Raw genomic sequence first — 16008 nt, forward strand, 5'->3', positions numbered from 1 at the left:
CGTCGTCCCCGCCTCCGCGGGGACGACGTTTTTGGACGACGTTTTTAGAAGGTATACCGCGCCCCCACCTGATAGAAACGTCCGCGCGCGCCTTCGAAGTCCAGCGGGTTGTAGGCCTGGGCGCCGTAGGTCAGGGGATCGAGCGGTGCGATCTTGTCGAACAGGTTCTGGATCGAACCGAAGACTTCCCATTTCGGCGCCGGCTTCCAGCGCGCCACCAGGTCGAAGCTCGTGAACGAAGCCAGTTCGCAGCCCCGCGGCGCATCCGAACCATCGGCGAAGTGGCTGGCGCAGCCGCTCGGATCACCCCTGAAGAAGGTGTTCTCCAGCTTGCCGCGGTAATTGATGTTGAGCGACAGGCGCAGGTCCCTGCGGTCCCAGCCGAAGCGCACATTGGCGCGGTTGTCCGGCGTACCGGTGCAGTTCGTCACGTCGCAGTTGCCATGGGTGCCGGCGAACTCGCGCGAGGTACCGTCCTGCTCGGTGCGCAGCCATTCGAACATGTGCGTGTATTTCACGTCGAAGCTCAGGTTCCCGTAGTCGTCCGGCAGGCGGTGGCTGTAGCGGGCGTCGATGTCGATGCCGCGCACCTTGGTCTGGGCCGAGTTGACGTAGCGCGTCAGCACCGCCGTGATGGCGCCGGGGTCGCCCGGAATGCCGCTGACGCTGGTCGGGTCGCGTACCACGCTGCCGGCGGCGATGGCGGCGTCCACCTGCTGCTGGTTGATCTCGTTGCTGCGCTTGATCTTCCAGTAGTCGACCGAGATGCTGGTGCGCGGCAGCGGGTCCCAGATCATGCCCAGGGTGTAGCTCTTGGAACGCTCCGGCGACAGGTCCGGGTTCGGCGACGTGATCAGGGCGATCGGCGCCGGATCGCAGGTGCCCGGCACGCCCAGCGCGCAGCGCGCCGGGTCGGAGGCGGTTGAAAAGGCGGCCAGGCCGCCGACCCCGTTCTCGGCCGGACTCGGCGCGCGGAAGCCGCGTGCGAAGGTGCCGCGCAGGGCGAATTCGCGGGTCGGCGTCCACTTCAGGCCGGCTTTTGGGGTGTAGGAATTGCCCACGTCCGTAAAGTGGTCCCAGCGCATCGCGGCCGAGGCTTCGATGTTGTAGGGCAGCGGCGCCAGCGCCTCGCCGTACAGGGCGAACACATTGCGCGAGCCGCTATAGGCCGAATAGCCCAGGCCGATGATGTTGCCGCGCTCGGTGCCGGTGGTCGGGTTCAGCTCGGTGCTCTCGTGGCGCCACTCGGCGCCGAGCGCCAGGCCCAGCGGGGCGGTCAGGTAGGGAAGACCGGCGAACTCGCGCGTGGCCTTGAAGTCGATCTGGCCGACCTTGCTGTTGGCGCTGTTGCCGATGGTCGGCGACAGGGCCTCATACATGGCCCGCGAGTTCAGCCCGGCGTTTTCGGCGATGCGCCACACCGTGCCGATCGGCAGGGCCGCATAGGCCGGGCTGCCGGCCAGCGCGGCGCCGATGTTGGCCGGGGTCGGGTTGAGCAGGGCGAAGGCGACGTCGCGCTGCAGGTAGCCGTTCTGGTTGTTGTTGACGTGGTTGTGCGAATACAGCAGGGCGCTGTCCCAGTCCCAGCCGAAATGGCTGCCCTTGGCGCCGCCGATCCAGCGGATGAAGTTGGATTCGATCTTGGAAGTGCGCGGGCCGACGTCGGCCGCCAGGTAGCGCAGCCGCGCGGCGGTGCCGAAATAGGGGTTGTCCGGATGGTTGGCGCCGAGCGCGACGACGGCGTTGTTGACCGGCCCGCCCGGGAAGCCGACCGAGGCGCTGACCGAGGACGGCGTGGTGGCGGTGTCGCTGGTGCTGGTGTACCAGTTCAGCTCGCTGTAGGCCTGGAGCTCGGGCGTGAACTGGTAGGCGCCGCGCACGAAGGTGCTCAGGTTTTCCTGCTTCGGCTGGATCTGGTTGTATTCGAGGGTGGAGTCGATCAGGCAGCCGCCGCCGGGGTCGCCCTGCGGGTGGGAGGTGAAGTTCGAGCAGGCCGCGCCCGGGAAGATGCGGGTGAAGCCGGGGCCGGCCAGGTTGCCGCGGTTGTAGTAGTTGGCGGTGTCCGCCGGATTGCGCACGTTGCCGTTGATGGCATTGCCGGCCGCGCCGCTGCCCGGGATGATGGCGCCGGTGCCGCCCAGCGCCTCGTTGGCCGAGTAGCCGAAGGGCCGCAGGTCGATGCGGCCGATGTAGTCGCGGCTGCGGCGGTCGTGGTACCAGATCTCGTCGAACTTCTTGTATTCGACGCTGAACAGGAAGTTGTAGAGGTCGCTGTCGAGGTTGCCGGCGCCCTTGGTGAAGGCGACGTTGGTCTGCTTGCCGTCCCACTGCTCGGTGGCGCCGCGCGAGACGCGCAGGGTATTGCCCTGGTAGTCCTTGCGCAGGATGACGTTGACCACGCCGGCGATCGCGTCGGAACCGTAGATCGCCGAGGCGCCGTCCTTCAGCACTTCGATGCGCTCGACGGCGTCGGTCGGGATCACGTTCAGGTCCGAGAACTGCTTCTGGCCGTCGTCGGCCAGGCCATAGGGGGCCATGCGGCGGCCGTTCATCAGCACCAGGGTCGAGGCCGCGCCCAGGCCGCGCAGCGAGATGCCGGAGGCGCCGGCGGCGAAACCGTTGCCGAAGGTGGTCGGCACCGAGCCCTGGTTGTCGACCGCCAGGGTCTGCAGCAGCTCGGCCACGGTGGCCTTGCCGGAACGTTCGATGTCGGCGCGGTTCACGGTGATGACGGAGGACGCGGTCTCGGCCTCGGAACGGCGGATGTTCGAGCCCGTGATTTCGACGCGCTGGATCGGCTTGGGCGCGGCTTCCTGCGCCTGGGCCGCGAGCGGCAGCGCCGGCAGCGCCAGCAGCGCCATGCCGGCGGCGGCACCGCTGGCGAACAGGCGGCGGATCGTTCGGGATATCGGGGTTTCAGTCATTTCCAGACTCCAGTGGCATTGAGGGATCCCTGCCCAGCTCGCACGGGGCGCAAGTCGGCCGGGGCATGGTGCGACTCTTGCACTGGACCCGCAGGGATGACTGACATCTCTCAAGCGTGCTCCGCTCATCCGTGATGGGTGTCAGCTTCATGCAACCGATCGCCTGTCATGAGGGCCGCACGCGACGGATAAAGAGCTTGCCAATGCTCATATATTGTTGTTATAGTCAGTTGGACACCCAGGACGACCTATGCGCCACACTGCCTTCTTTACCTTTTATTTTTGGTTTAGCCATTCCAGCCAAACGGCGGTGGAGTAGCGGCAGGTTCACGCAACAGCAGAACGTAGTCCGACGCAAGATTCCAGAAAAACCGCCAGCGATGGCGGTTTTTTTTTCATTTAAAGAACCGGAGAACAGCAATGCCACGCACCGACGATCTACGCATCCGCGAAATGAAGGAACTGACGCCGCCGGCGCACCTGATCCGCGAGTTTCCGGTGACCCCGGCCGCCGAGCAGACCGCGGCCTCGGCGCGCATCGCCCTGCACCGCATCCTGCATGGCCAGGACGATCGCCTGATGGTGGTGATCGGCCCGTGCTCGATCCACGACCCGAAGGCGGCGCTGGAGTACGCGCGCCGGCTGGCGGAGCAGCGCGAGCGCTTCAAGGGCGAACTCGAGATCGTGATGCGCGTGTACTTCGAGAAGCCGCGCACCACGGTGGGCTGGAAGGGCCTGATCAACGATCCCTACATGGACAACAGCTTCCGCATCAACGACGGCCTGCGGATGGCGCGCGAGCTGCTGCGTGACATCAACGAACTGGGCCTGCCGGCCGGCACCGAATTCCTCGACGTGATCAGCCCGCAGTACATCGCCGACCTCGTCAGCTGGGGCGCGATCGGCGCCCGCACCACGGAATCGCAGGTGCACCGCGAGCTGGCGTCCGGCCTGTCCTGCCCGGTCGGCTTCAAGAACGGTACCGACGGCAACATCAAGATCGCCGCCGACGCCATCAAGGCTTCGTCGCAGCCGCACCACTTCCTGTCCGTGACCAAGGGGGGGCACTCGGCGATCGTGTCGACCGCGGGCAACGAGGACTGCCACATCATCCTGCGCGGCGGCAAGGCGCCGAACTACGACGCCGCCAGCGTCGAGGACGCCTGCCGCCAGCTGGCCGCCAACGGCCTGGCCAGCCGCCTGATGATCGACGCCTCGCACGCCAACTCGAGCAAGAATCCGCAGAACCAGGTGCCGGTGTGCGCCGACATCGCCGGCCAGCTGGCGGCGGGCGACACCCGCATCGTCGGCGTGATGGTCGAGTCCCACCTGGTGGGTGGGCGCCAGGACCTGGTGCCGGGCAAGGAGCTGGTCTACGGCCAGTCGGTGACCGACGGCTGCATCGACTGGGAAACCAGCGTGGGCGTGCTGGAAGGGCTGGCGCAGGCGGTGCGGCAGCGGCGACTGCGGGAAGACGCATAAACCGGCCCCCCGCCTGCGCGGGGGAGGCGCTTCCGGCAATGCCGGGAGCGGCAAAAAAAACGGCGAACCGAGGTTCGCCGTTTTCATTTACGCCACCACTAGATTACATGGAGTAGCGCAGGCCCAGCTTGAAGTAGCGGCCGATGGCGCCGCTGGCGTCCATCGGGTTGTAGCTCATGCCGCCGTAGGTCAGCGGATCGAGCGGCGCGACCTTGTCGAACAGGTTCTGGATCGAGCCGTAGATCTGCAGGTTGCGGTTGACGTTGTAGCGTGCCGACAGGTCGATCGTGGTGAACGAGGCCAGGCGGCAATTGCCCGGCGCCTGAGAACCATCGGCGAAGCTGTTGGCGCACTTGTCGCCCGCGAAGTACACGTTCTGCATGTCGGCGCGGTAGTTGGCCGTCGCGGTCATGTTGAACTTGTTGCTGTAGTCCCAGGATGCGGTCGCGCTGATCTTGTCCTTCGGCGTGCCGGCGCAGTTCGAGGTGTCGCAGTTGCCGTGGGTGCCGGCGTACTGGTAGCGGGTGCCGCTCTTCTCTGCGCGGACCCACGATGCGATGTGGGTCCAGGTCAGGCCGACGGTGCCGCGGCCGTAGTCGCCGAAGCGCATGCGCTGCTTGACATCCAGGTCCACGCCCTTGATCTCGGTGAAGCTCGAGTTCTGGTACGGGGCGTTCGACAGCAGCAGGGTGCCGGTGTTCGGGATCGCGACGCCGTTCACCACCAGGTTGTTGTCGTTGCGGATCGCGGTCGGCAGCGCGGCTGCTTCGACGTAGGACAGCGGGTTGATCTCGTTTTCACGGCGGATCTTGAAGCCGTCCAGCGAGAAGCTGGTGTTGGTCAGCGGATCCCAGACCATGCCCAGGGTGTAGCCCTTCGAGGTTTCCGGTTGCAGCTTCGGGTTGCCGACCTTCACCGCGCCGATCGAGATCGCGCAGTCGGCCTGGGTGGCGCCGCCGGCTGCCGGCACGCCGCCCGGGCAACGGATCGGATCGCGCACCGAGGAGCTGCCGGTGCTCTGCGATTCGACGCCCGCTTCGGCCGGTCCTGGCGCGCGGAAGCCTTCCGAGTAGGTGCCGCGCAGGGCGAAGGTCTTCAGCGGGGTCCACTTGACGCCGACTTTCGGGGTGGTCGACGAGAAGTTCTTGTACTTGTCGTAGCGCACCGCACCGGTCAGTTCGACGGTCTTGATCACCGGCGCCGCCACCTCGACGAAGACGGCCGAGATGTTCTGGTCACCCTTGGCGGCCACGTAGGAAGCGTTGATCGAACCGTCCGCGGTGCCCGACAGCGAGGGGTTGTCCAGCTTCTCGCGGCGGTGTTCGGCGCCGAAGGCCAGGCCCAGGGCGCCGCCCGGCAGCTGCATCAGCTCGCGCGAAGCCTTGAAGTCGACGATGTCGAGCTGGGTCATCGAGTGCGAGGTCGCGTTGGTCACCATCGCGGCGTACAGCGAGGCCGGGTTCTTGCCGGCCTGCGCGCCGATGTAGTACGGGAAGTACTGGCTGGCCGGGTTGCCCAGGGCTGCCTGCAGCACCTTCATGTTGATCATGTTGCTGTAGTCGAGGTCCAGGGTGGACCGCGAGTGCAGGAAGGCGGTGTCGAAGTCCCAGCCGAACTGCTGGCCCTTGATGCCGATCACGAAGCGCGAGAAGGCGTTGTCGACCGAGCGGGTGCTGGGGCCGACGTCGAACATCGAGTAGCGCAGGCGCACGTCGGCGCCGTACGGGTTCTGCGGATGCTGGGCCGACATCAGGATCGTGTTGCCGTAGGAGATCACGCCGGTCGGGCTGTTGGCATTCGGCGGGAAGGCGACGGTCGAGCTGGTCGACGGCGGGGTCAGCATGAACGAGGTGTCGCGGCTGGAGTAGCCGGCTTCCGCGTACAGCTGCAGGCCGCCATCCAGGTTCTTGGTGCCGCGCGCATACAGGTTGAAGCCGTCGATCTGCGGCTGCATCGAGCGGAACTGGTCCTGGTACCACAGGCAGCCGCCGGCCGGGTCCTGGTTGACCACCGGCGAGAACTGCGAGCAGCCCGGCAGCGAGACGTAGTTGTTGGTCTTCGGATCGCGCAGGGCGCCGGCCGGGCTCGGGCTGGAGGCGCCCGGGGTGATGTAGCCGCCGGCGAACTGGCTGTTGGCGGCGTAGCCCCACGGGCGGATGTCGCCGTGGCCGATCCATTCGCGATCGGCGCGGTCCTTGTTCTTCAGTTCGTGGTTGGTGTACACCTCGATGTTGGTCATGACGTTGTAGCCGTCATTGTCGAGGTTGCCCTTGCCCCAGGTCAGGCTGCCCTTGCCCATTTCGGCGTCGCGGTAGCGCGATTCGCCGCCTTCGGCCTTCAGGACCAGGCCGCTGAAGTCCTTGCGCAGGATGATGTTGACCACGCCGGCGATCGCATCCGCGCCATAGGTCGACGATGCGCCGTCCTTCAGGATCTCGATGCGTTCCACCGCTTCCATCGGCACGGTCGACAGGTCGGTGAAGCTCTTCTGGCCGTCGTCGGCGCGCGCGAACGGGGCCATGCGGCGGCCGTTCAGCAGCACCAGGGTCGAGGTCGCGCCCAGGCCGCGCAGCGAGATCGCGGTCGAGCCGGCGGCGAAGCCGTTGCCGAAGCCGGTCGGCAGCGAGCCGGCGCCGTCGGCGGTCAGGGTCTGCAGGTATTCTGCGACGGTGGCCTTGCCGGACTTGGCCAGGTCTTCGCGGGTCACGACCTGCACCGGCGAGGCGGTCTCGGCGGTAGCGCGCTTGATGCTCGAACCGGTCACCTCGACGCGCTGAATCGACGTCGAGGAGGTCTCCTGGGCCGTGGCGGCGGCGCCGAACGCCACGTAGGCGAGGGCGACGGTCACTGCCTGGGCGATTGCTTTTTTCTTATGCATTACAACTCCAAAATGGTCTGATAACGGCATATATGCATACGTATATGCCAGAAAAGTGAATTGCTTGATGTAGCCATTCGTAGTTTGGAAAGAAATGTAGATTTTTTTTCCAACTTGCGCATCAGACCACCTAATGCTTGAGCTAGTCAATATGCATACAACTGCAATATTGCGTCAATACAACAGTCGATTGCTTGCCAAGCGGCGGCGGCGCCCACAAAATCGTGCGGATGCGTATTGACGCACTGACAAAGGGACAGCAATGGTGGATGAGGAAACAGGTGTCCTGGCGCGCCAGGCCCAGGAGGCATCGAAGGGCGGCAACCCGCGCCTGGCGGCAGAGTTGTGGACGCGGCTCCTGGCCAGGGCGCCGTCGCACCCCGGCGCCCTGCTGGCGCTGGCGCAGCTGCGCTACCGCGGCGGAGCGCTGGAGGAGGCGCGCAGCCTGCTCGAGCGCCTGGTGCAGCTCGACGGGCGCGACAAGCAGCAGTGGATCAACCTGGCGGTGGTCTGCATGGCGCAGGGCGACGAAGCCCGGGAGACCGAAGCGATCCGGCGCGCGCTGGTACTCGATCCGCTCGACCTGCTGGCCCTGATCCTGCGCGCCGGCCTGCTCCAGCGCCAGGGCAAGCGCCACGCGGCGGCGCGCGCGCATGGGGCGGTGGCCGCGGTGGCGCCGCCGCTGCAGCAGCTGGCGCCGGAGCTGCGGCCGGCGGTCCAGGAAGCCATGGCCTACCGCGAGCAGTACAACCGCGAATTCGGCGATTTCCTCGACGACTACCTGGCGCCCGCGCTGGACAGCCTGCGCGGCGAGGGCACGCGGCGTTTTGCCGAATCGCTCGATATCATGCTGGGCCGCAAGCGCCGCTACGAACCGCAGCCGGCGCTGTTTCATTTCCAGGGGCTGGCCCCGGTGAGCTTTTTCGAGCGCAAGGATTTTCCCTGGCTCGACCCGATCGAAGCGGCGACCGACGTCATCCGCGACGAATTCCTGCGCGCGCTGGCCGGCGACGAAGGTTTTACGCCCTACTTGCAGTACGGCAGCGACGAGCCCTTGCGCCAGTGGGCCGAGCTGAACCATTCCCCGCGCTGGAGCGCCTTCCACCTGATCGAGGGCGGGCGGGTGAACGGGGCGAATGCGGGCCGTTGTCCGCAGACCATGCGGGCGCTGGCCGGCGCGCCCCAGCCGGACCAGCCGGGCCGCACGCCGGTCGCGATGTTTTCGCTGCTCAAGCCGGGCACCCGGATTCCGCCCCACTGCGGCGTCAGCAACGTGCGCCTGGTGACCCACCTGCCGCTGGTGGTGCCGCCGGGTTGCGGCTTCCGCGTCGGTAACGACATCCGCGAATGGGTCGAGGGCAAGGCCTGGGTCTTCGACGACACCATCGAGCACGAGGCCTGGAACAACAGCGGCCAGCTGCGCGCGATCCTGATGTTCGACATCTGGCATCCGCACCTGACCGGCCCCGAGCGCGCCCTGGTCAGCTCCCTGAGCGCCGGCATGCGGGCGTTTTCCGGCGCCGAAGGCAGCGACGGCCTATAAGACAGGGGCATGAAAAAACCGCCGCCGGGTTGCCCCGGCGGCGGTTTTTTTATCGGCGTTTCAGACCTGTTCCATCAGAAGCGATAGGTCAGGTTGGCGTACACGAAGCGGCCGTAGGAGTCGTACACCTGCGGGAAGGTGTTGCCGTTGCCGAAGGTGCCGGTCACCGAGCTCGACGAAGCGATCGGCGGATCCTTGTCGAACAGGTTGTTGATGCCGAAGCTCACGGCCAGCTTGCGGCCGATGCGGTAGGTGCCGTTCAGGTCGATGTAGCTGCGCGAGGCCAGGTAGGCGTCACGCTGGGTATCGAGTTCGCCTGCCAGCTGCGTATTGCTGTCCAGCATGTCGTTCTTCATGCGGTCGATGTAGCGCCAGGTGAGCGACAGGTCCAGGTTGTACGGGCTGGTCCAGGTCGTGCGGAACTTGTGACGCCATTTCGGGGTCGGGGTGCCGCAGGTCGCGCCGTACAGGCCGGTGCAGTCATAGCTGCCATTGCCCGGCAGGTTCTCGACTTCGTAGCTGTGCACGTAAGTGCCGTTCAGGGTGAAGTCCAGGCCGCCCAGGCCGCCCAGGCGCGCACGGTAGCTGGCGCCGAGGTCGACGCCCGAGGTGCCTTGCGAACCGATGTTGGTGGTGCCGGCTTCGACGTAGCCGCCCGGGGTCAGCCACAGCGAGCCGAGCTGGTCGCGATGGACCAGTCCGCAGTACAGCGGGTTGCCGGTGGTCAGGCACTGGGTGAACACGCTCTGGGCGTTGACCGCCTGGATCGCGTCCTTGATCTTCAGCTTGAACGCGTCCACGGTGATGGTCAGGTTCTTGACCGGATCGATCACCAGGCCGACGGTGTAGGTGTTGGCGGTTTCCGGCTTGACGTTCGGATTGCCGCCGGTACGGCCGTTGTACTGGTTGGTCGAGTTCTCGGTCAGCTTGCCGTACTGGGCAGCGGATACGCCGGTGAAGGCGCACTGCGCCGCGGTGGCCTTCGGGGTGTCGCCTTCGCACGGGTCGTCGTTCGGACCGGCCAGTACCACGGCTTGCGGGGTGAACAGCTCATAGATGTTCGGTGCGCGCACCGCACGCTGGACCGAGCCGCGCACGCGGACCATGTCGACCGGCTGCCAGTCGAGACCGAAGCCGAAGGTGTTGGTCTTGGCGCCGGTGCTGTAGTTCGAACGGCGGTAGGAACCGCTCAGGTCCATGTGCTTGGCGAACGCCATGTTGTCCAGCAGCGGCAGCTTGAACTCGCCGAAGGCTTCCTTGACGTTGTAGGCGCCGCGCACGGCCGGCGATGCGCCGCCCGCGCCGGACAGGTCGCCGGTCTGGTTTTCATAGTCCGGCTCGAAGGACAGTTTTTCGACGCGCTGCTCGTAGCCGAAGGACACGCCGGCGCCGCTCTCGGCGGTCGGCAGCTTGAGGCCGTAGCCGGTGAGGTCGGTGCCGAAGTTCAGGCCGAACACGCTCTGCTGGGTGAAGCCGCCGTTCGAACCGGTGGCGTTCAGGTAGTCCAGCGCGCCCTGGGTCACGCCGCCCTGCTTGAACAGGTTGTACGGCACGCAGTTCGGATCCGAACCGTTGACGACCGAGCGGCACACGGCCTTGCCCGAGGCGTCCGCCACCACGTCCAGCGCGTTGGCGATCAGGCGGCTCGAGAAGTAGCCGGTCGAACGGTCCTGGTGGTTGACGCGCGCGAACTGGCCGAACACGTCGTAGGTCCAGCCGCCGACTTCGCCCTTGAAGCCGAGTACTTCGCGGAAGGACGAGTCGGTGATGTTGTTGCTGCGCGGGCCGCCTTCGACGTTACGCTTGCCGACCGAGAAGGTCTTGCTGGTGCCCGGGGTCAGGCCCAGCGCGGCGCGCCAGGCATCGTTCAGCAGCGGGTTCTCGTAGGCGATGGTGGCCTGCTGGCCGTAGAAGATGCCGCCCGGTGCGATCTGTGCGTCGGTGGTGTAGTTGTGGAAGCTGAACTCGTTGTACAGGCGCACGTTCGGATTGATATCCAGGTGCATGGTCGAGTTGATGTTGTACTCGTCCGACGGGCGCTGGAAGAAGTTCAGCGGACCGAAGTTGTAGGCATCGGTGGCCGAGACGTATTTGCGCGGGTTGCCGCTGGCGTCCGGCGTGAACGAGCCGACGCGGGCGATCGAGGTGCCCGAGCCGGAGCAGGCGAAGCCCGGGTCCGAGGCACCCAGCGAGCAGGCAGAGTAGTCGCGTTGGGATTGCAGCAGGGCGTCGGCGTGGCGGTGGGCGACGAAGAAGGTGGCGTTACCCTTGTTGTCGGCGAAGTTCGAGCCGGCCAGCAGGCTGAAGTCGTATTTCTTCGCATCGAAGGCGTGGTTGCCCGGCAGCGGGAAACCCTTCTTGTTCACGACCGCCTGGATTTCGTCGTTGTGCTGCTGGTGGTTGGCGCCGGAGATGTTGGCCTCGACTTCCACGCCTTCGAAGTTGTCCTTCAGGATGAAGTTGACGACGCCGGCGACCGCGCCCGAGCCGTAGACGGCGCCGGCGCCGCCGGTCAACACGTCCACGCGGCGGATCAGCTCGCTAGGAATCTGGTTCAGGTCGGCTGCGGTGCTCAGCACGCTGCCCGAGGGCAGGCGCTTGCCGTTGACCAGCACCAGGGTGCGCTGCGCGCCCATGCCGCGCAGGTCGACGGTGGCGGTGCCGCTGGCGCCGTTCGAGATGGCGGCGCCCTGCGAGGCGAACACCTGGGGCAGGTTGTTCAGCAGGTCTTCGGTATTGCGCACGCCGTCGATCTTGATGTCCTTGGCGCTCAGCGTCGTGATCGGGCTGGAACCTTCCGTGTTCAGCGAAGGGATGCGCGAACCCGTCACTTCGACGCGCTGCATCGAAGCGGCGGCTGCCGTGTCCTGCGCCGGGGCCGCGCCATCCTGCGCGCCCGCGACGCCTGCGCTCAGCGCCATGCCGCCTGCGAACATCAAACGGACTGATCGAGATAGTACTTTTTCCGCCATCATTGTTGTCATTCCTTTATGTCTGGCTACGTCCCTCGTGCGGCCGTACCCAGGTAAATTGTTATGAGGTGTCGCTACTTTCTTGGGAAAACGAAGCTGTAGCTCTGCAATGGAAGCATTGACATTAAGCAATGTCAATACAAGCGGATTGTTGGTGTATAAATACAACGACAAGAGGTTTATTCTGAATAAATGAAAATAAATCGAATAAGTATCTGAATAACTTTGAAAAACGCAAAATAAAATATAGTATTTACAATGTATGCATGTATACATATCGTTTTCGCCCCGGAAAGAATATTGGTTGGAATACAGCCAGGACTTGCCAAGCCGGGCCTGGCGCTGGCCGGGACTTGTCAAAGCAGCCGATTCGTGCATGAGGCGGGCGCGGGGCCCGGATCGCATATTTCGCGATGCAAGGGCGGAAAACTGGTCTATAGTCTCGTTTTGCTCCTGAGAATCACCGGGAATCCCGATGTTTGCTTATATACTCCGCCGCCTTTGGCAAATGCTGCCGACCATGGCCGGTGTGGTGCTGCTGGTTTTCTTGCTGTTCAACTGGGTGGGGGGCGATCCTTCCTACCTGCTGGCGGGGAAGATGGCGGATGCGCAGGCGATCGCCAATATCCGCACCCAGCTCGGGCTGGACCAGCCCTGGTACGTGCAGCTTGGCATCTTCGTCAGGCAGATCCTGAGCTTTGATTTCGGCAATGCCTGGAGCACGGGCGAACCGGTCTCGCACATCCTCGCGACCCGGCTCGGCCCCTCGCTGACGGTGCTGGTGCCGCTCACCGTGCTGGAAACGCTGATCGGCATCGCGCTGGCGCTGGCGATCGCGTTCGTCCGCGGCTCGCTGACCGACCGCCTGGTGATGGTCGCCTGCACGGTCGGGATGTCGATCTCGATCCTGGTCTACATCATCGTGTTCCAGTACGGGCTGGCCTACAAGCTCGGGTTGTTTCCGGTGCAGGGCTGGGGCGACCGCTTCCTGGAAAACCTGCTGCGCTACGCCACGCTGCCGATCCTGATCGGCCTGACGGTGTCGGTGGCGCCGACCCTGCGCCTGTTCCGCAGCTTCGTGCTGGACGAGGTGGGCCAGGACTACGTGCGCACCGCGCGCGCCAAGGGCCTGTCCGAGCGCCGCATCGTCTGGGTCCACGTGCTGCGCAATGCCGCCATCCCGATCATCACCTACGTCATGTCGAACCTGCCGGCGCTGCTGATCGGCGCCTTCCTGCTCGAGCGCTTCTTCGGCATCCCGGGTATCGGGCGCGAAGTGATCCTGGCGGTCGAGCGCAGCGACTTCCCGGTGATCAAGGCAATCACGGTCTACGTGGCCGCCGCCACCATGGTATTCAACCTGCTGGCCGACCTGATGTACCAGGCGGTGGACCCGAGGGTGCAACTGAAATGAATCACGCTGTCTCGCCCGGCCTGTGGGCGCTCGCCTGGCGCCGCCTGCGCGCCGACCGCATCGCGATGGCCTCGCTGGCGGTGGTCCTGCTGTTCCTGCTGTCGGTGCTGCTGTCCGCCACCGGCCTGGTCGCCGCCGACTGGGAACAGGAGGTGGCGGTGAACTATGCGCCGCCCAGCTTCGCCGGACCGGATCCGGCGCTGGCGGCGCTGGCCCGGCCATTGCCGCCGGCGCCTCCGAACAGCTTCGATCCATTGGCGGCCGACCTTGGCGCCCTGAAGGCGGAGCTGGCGCGGCATGGCCACGCCACGCAGGCCGCGAAGGCCACCACGCTGCCCTTCGGCGCCGACAAATGGGGGCACGACATCGTCAAGAAAACCATCAAGGGCGGCCAGACCTCGATCGTGGTCGGTCTGGTGGCGGCCCTGGTGGCGGTGGCGCTGGGCACGCTGTTCGGCGCCGTCTCCGGCTTCTATGGCGGCAAGGTCGACGACCTGTTCAACTGGTTCTACAGCATCTTCACCTCGATCCCGTCGATCCTGATGATCCTGACGGTGGCGGCGGTGCTGCAGACCAAGGGCGTGCTGACGATCGTGCTGATCCTGGGCCTGACCGGCTGGACCGGGCCCTATCGCCTGATCCGCGCGGAGTACATCAAGCACAAGGCGCGCGAATACGTGATGGCCGCCGACGCCATCGGCGCGTCCGGCTGGCGCCGGATGTTCTCGCACATCCTGCCGAACGTCTCGCACGTGGCCCTGGTGCAGATGTCGATCCTGGTGGTCGGCTTCATCAAGGCCGAGGTGATCCTGTCCTTCCTGGGCTTCGGCGTGCCGGTCGGCGTCGTGTCCTGGGGCAGCATGCTGAACGAAGCGCAGAATGAACTCATCCTCGGCAAGTGGTGGCAGCTGGCGGCCGCCGCCAGCGCGATGGCCCTGCTGGTGACGGCCTTCTCGCTGTTCGCCGATGCGCTGCGCGATGCGCTCGACCCGAAACTGAAGTGAGTCCCATGAGCGAGCATCTTCTTGAAGTGCGCGACCTGCGCGTTTCCTTCCGCATCGATAAAAAGAACACTTTCGAAGCCCTGAAGGGCATTTCCTTCAGCCTGCCGAAGAACGCGACCGTGGCCCTGGTGGGCGAATCCGGCAGCGGCAAGTCGGTCAGCTCGCTGGCGGTGATGGGCCTGCTGCCGCAGGAGACCACCATCCTCCACGAGGGCTCCTCGATCCGCTTCGACGGCCGCGAGCTGCTCGGCCAGCCGGTCGAGGCCCGGCGCAAGCTGTGCGGCAAGGACATCGCGATGATCTTCCAGGAGCCGATGTCCTCGCTGAACCCGGTGTTCACGGTCGGCTTCCAGATCGGCGAGGTGCTGCGCCAGCACCTCGGCATGAACCGGCGCCAGGCGCGCGCCCGCAGCCTGGAACTGCTGGAGGAGGTCGGTATCCCCGACCCGGCCAGCAAGATCGACGCCTACCCGGGCCAGATGTCGGGCGGCCAGCAGCAGCGCGTGATGATCGCGATGGCGATCGCCTGCGAACCGCGGCTCCTGATCGCCGACGAGCCGACCACCGCGCTGGACGTGACGATCCAGAAGCAGATCATGGAGCTGATCGGGCGGCTGCAGAAGAAGCACCAGATGGCGGTCCTGTTCATCACCCACGACCTCGGGCTGGTGGGAGAAATCGCCGACCGCGTGATCGTGATGCGCCACGGCGAGGTGCGGGAGGAGGGGGCGGCTTCCCAAGTGCTGCACGCGCCGGTGGATGCCTATACGCGGGCCCTGCTGCACTGCCGGCCGAAGCTGGACGAGCGGCCGCTGCGGCTGCCGGTGATCGACGATTACCTGAGCGGGCGGGTCAGCGCGGATGCCGAGCTGCCGCAGCGCTCGCGCGGCTATGCGGCCGATGACGACAGGGTGCTGGTGGTCGAAGGCCTGCAGAAGAGCTTCTGGCTGCGCGAGGGCCTGTTCGGCAAGCGCGAATTCAAGGCCGTGAAGGATGTGTCGTTTACGCTCCCGCGCGGCAAGACGCTGGGCGTGGTGGGCGAATCCGGCTCCGGCAAGACCACGGTCGGCCTGACCCTGCTGCGCCTGCACCGCGCCACCGGCGGCAGCGCCATGTTCGACGGCCGCGACCTGCTGGCGATGAGCGACCGCGAGTACCAGGCCTATAAACGGCGCATCCAGATCATCTTCCAGAACCCGTATGCCTCGCTGAACCCGCGCTTCACGGTCGGCCAGATCCTGCTGGAGCCGATGCGCATCCACCGCATCGGCGCCAACGATGCCGAGCGCACCGAGCATGCGCACTATCTGCTGAAGCGCGTCGGGCTGCCGGAGCAGGCCTTTCACCGCTATCCGCACGAGTTCTCCGGCGGCCAGCGGCAGCGCATCGCGATCGCGCGCTGCCTGACGATGAAGCCGGAGATCCTGGTGTGCGACGAGTCGGTATCGGCGCTCGACGTCTCGGTGCAGGCCCAGGTGCTGAACCTGCTGCAGGACCTGCAGGACGAGTACAAGATGAGCTACATCTTCATCTCGCACGACCTGTCGGTGGTGAAGTACATCTCCGACCGCGTGATGGTGATGCACCACGGCAGCGTGGTCGAGACCGCCGATTCGGACGAGCTGTACCGTAACCCGCAGCATCCCTACACCCAGGCTTTGCTGGCCGCCATCCCGCGCGGCGCCTGAGCATTCGGGGTCAATTCGGGATCAGAGCACTTTTTCGGGCAAGCTCGAATGAGGATTTGTTGGCTGATCTTCCTGTCAAATCGGTCGATTTGGCGCGAATGCG

Annotated in this window: 8 protein-coding genes; 5 read left to right on the forward strand and 3 right to left on the reverse strand. The window is 65.7% G+C overall.

Going from position 1 to position 16008, the window contains the following annotated elements:
• Nucleotides 1–44 precede the first annotated feature (44 nt).
• Complete coding sequence (locus AM586_RS20795; RefSeq protein WP_047824445.1) at nucleotides 45–2924, reverse strand: TonB-dependent receptor; 2880 nt, start codon at nucleotides 2922–2924, stop codon at nucleotides 45–47.
• Nucleotides 2925–3344: 420 nt separating this feature from the next.
• On the opposite strand from AM586_RS20795, the gene aroG reads away from it, so the two are divergent.
• Nucleotides 3345–4406 (forward strand): 3-deoxy-7-phosphoheptulonate synthase AroG, encoded by a 1062-nt coding sequence (aroG, locus tag AM586_RS20800; RefSeq protein ID WP_047824444.1) that lies wholly within the window; start codon nucleotides 3345–3347, stop codon nucleotides 4404–4406.
• A 103-nt stretch (nucleotides 4407–4509) separates the two neighbouring features.
• Here the strand turns inward: aroG and AM586_RS20805 are convergent, their stop codons facing one another.
• A complete protein-coding gene (locus AM586_RS20805) occupies nucleotides 4510–7284 on the reverse strand; it encodes a TonB-dependent receptor (protein ID WP_082439425.1) in 2775 nt (924 codons plus the stop codon).
• Between the two features lie 262 nt (nucleotides 7285–7546).
• On the opposite strand from AM586_RS20805, the gene AM586_RS20810 reads away from it, so the two are divergent.
• Entirely contained in the window at nucleotides 7547–8827 is a 1281-nt protein-coding gene (locus tag AM586_RS20810) for an aspartyl/asparaginyl beta-hydroxylase domain-containing protein (RefSeq protein WP_052233421.1), read from the forward strand.
• A gap of 74 nt (nucleotides 8828–8901) precedes the next feature.
• On the opposite strand, the gene AM586_RS20815 is transcribed toward AM586_RS20810, so the two are convergent.
• The gene (locus AM586_RS20815; RefSeq protein WP_229411106.1) at nucleotides 8902–11748 is read right to left on the reverse strand and encodes a TonB-dependent receptor domain-containing protein; all 2847 of its coding nucleotides are present in this window, start codon (nucleotides 11746–11748) and stop codon (nucleotides 8902–8904) included.
• Between the two features lie 526 nt (nucleotides 11749–12274).
• On the opposite strand from AM586_RS20815, the gene AM586_RS20820 reads away from it, so the two are divergent.
• From AM586_RS20820 to AM586_RS20830, 3 genes are read left to right on the forward strand one after another with little or no spacing between them, the layout of a single operon-like run.
• Entirely contained in the window at nucleotides 12275–13213 is a 939-nt protein-coding gene (locus AM586_RS20820) for an ABC transporter permease (RefSeq protein WP_047824440.1), read from the forward strand.
• The gene (locus AM586_RS20825; protein ID WP_047824439.1) at nucleotides 13210–14217 is read left to right on the forward strand and encodes an ABC transporter permease; all 1008 of its coding nucleotides are present in this window, start codon (nucleotides 13210–13212) and stop codon (nucleotides 14215–14217) included. The genes AM586_RS20820 and AM586_RS20825 overlap by 4 nt, the downstream gene beginning before the upstream one ends.
• Before the next feature lie 5 nt (nucleotides 14218–14222).
• Nucleotides 14223–15905, forward strand: coding sequence for an ABC transporter ATP-binding protein (locus tag AM586_RS20830; RefSeq protein ID WP_047824438.1), 1683 nt, complete (start codon nucleotides 14223–14225; stop codon nucleotides 15903–15905).
• The last annotated feature ends 103 nt before the right edge of the window (nucleotides 15906–16008 follow it).

The organism is Massilia sp. WG5 (assembly GCF_001412595.2).
GTDB lineage: Bacteria > Pseudomonadota > Gammaproteobacteria > Burkholderiales > Burkholderiaceae_D > Telluria.

What these genes read in the sequence shown, in the direction of transcription:
- AM586_RS20810 (WP_052233421.1), top strand. Translation starts at nt 7,547, where the DNA reads ATGGTGGATGAGGAAACAGGTGTCCTGGCGCGCCAGGCCCAGGAGGCA.
- AM586_RS20815 (WP_229411106.1), bottom strand. Translation starts at nt 11,748, where the DNA reads ATGGCGCTGAGCGCAGGCGTCGCGGGCGCGCAGGATGGCGCGGCCCCG.
- aroG (WP_047824444.1), top strand. Translation starts at nt 3,345, where the DNA reads ATGCCACGCACCGACGATCTACGCATCCGCGAAATGAAGGAACTGACG.
- AM586_RS20795 (WP_047824445.1), bottom strand. Translation starts at nt 2,924, where the DNA reads ATGACTGAAACCCCGATATCCCGAACGATCCGCCGCCTGTTCGCCAGC.
- AM586_RS20825 (WP_047824439.1), top strand. Translation starts at nt 13,210, where the DNA reads ATGAATCACGCTGTCTCGCCCGGCCTGTGGGCGCTCGCCTGGCGCCGC.
- AM586_RS20820 (WP_047824440.1), top strand. Translation starts at nt 12,275, where the DNA reads ATGTTTGCTTATATACTCCGCCGCCTTTGGCAAATGCTGCCGACCATG.
- AM586_RS20830 (WP_047824438.1), top strand. Translation starts at nt 14,223, where the DNA reads ATGAGCGAGCATCTTCTTGAAGTGCGCGACCTGCGCGTTTCCTTCCGC.
- AM586_RS20805 (WP_082439425.1), bottom strand. Translation starts at nt 7,284, where the DNA reads ATGCATAAGAAAAAAGCAATCGCCCAGGCAGTGACCGTCGCCCTCGCC.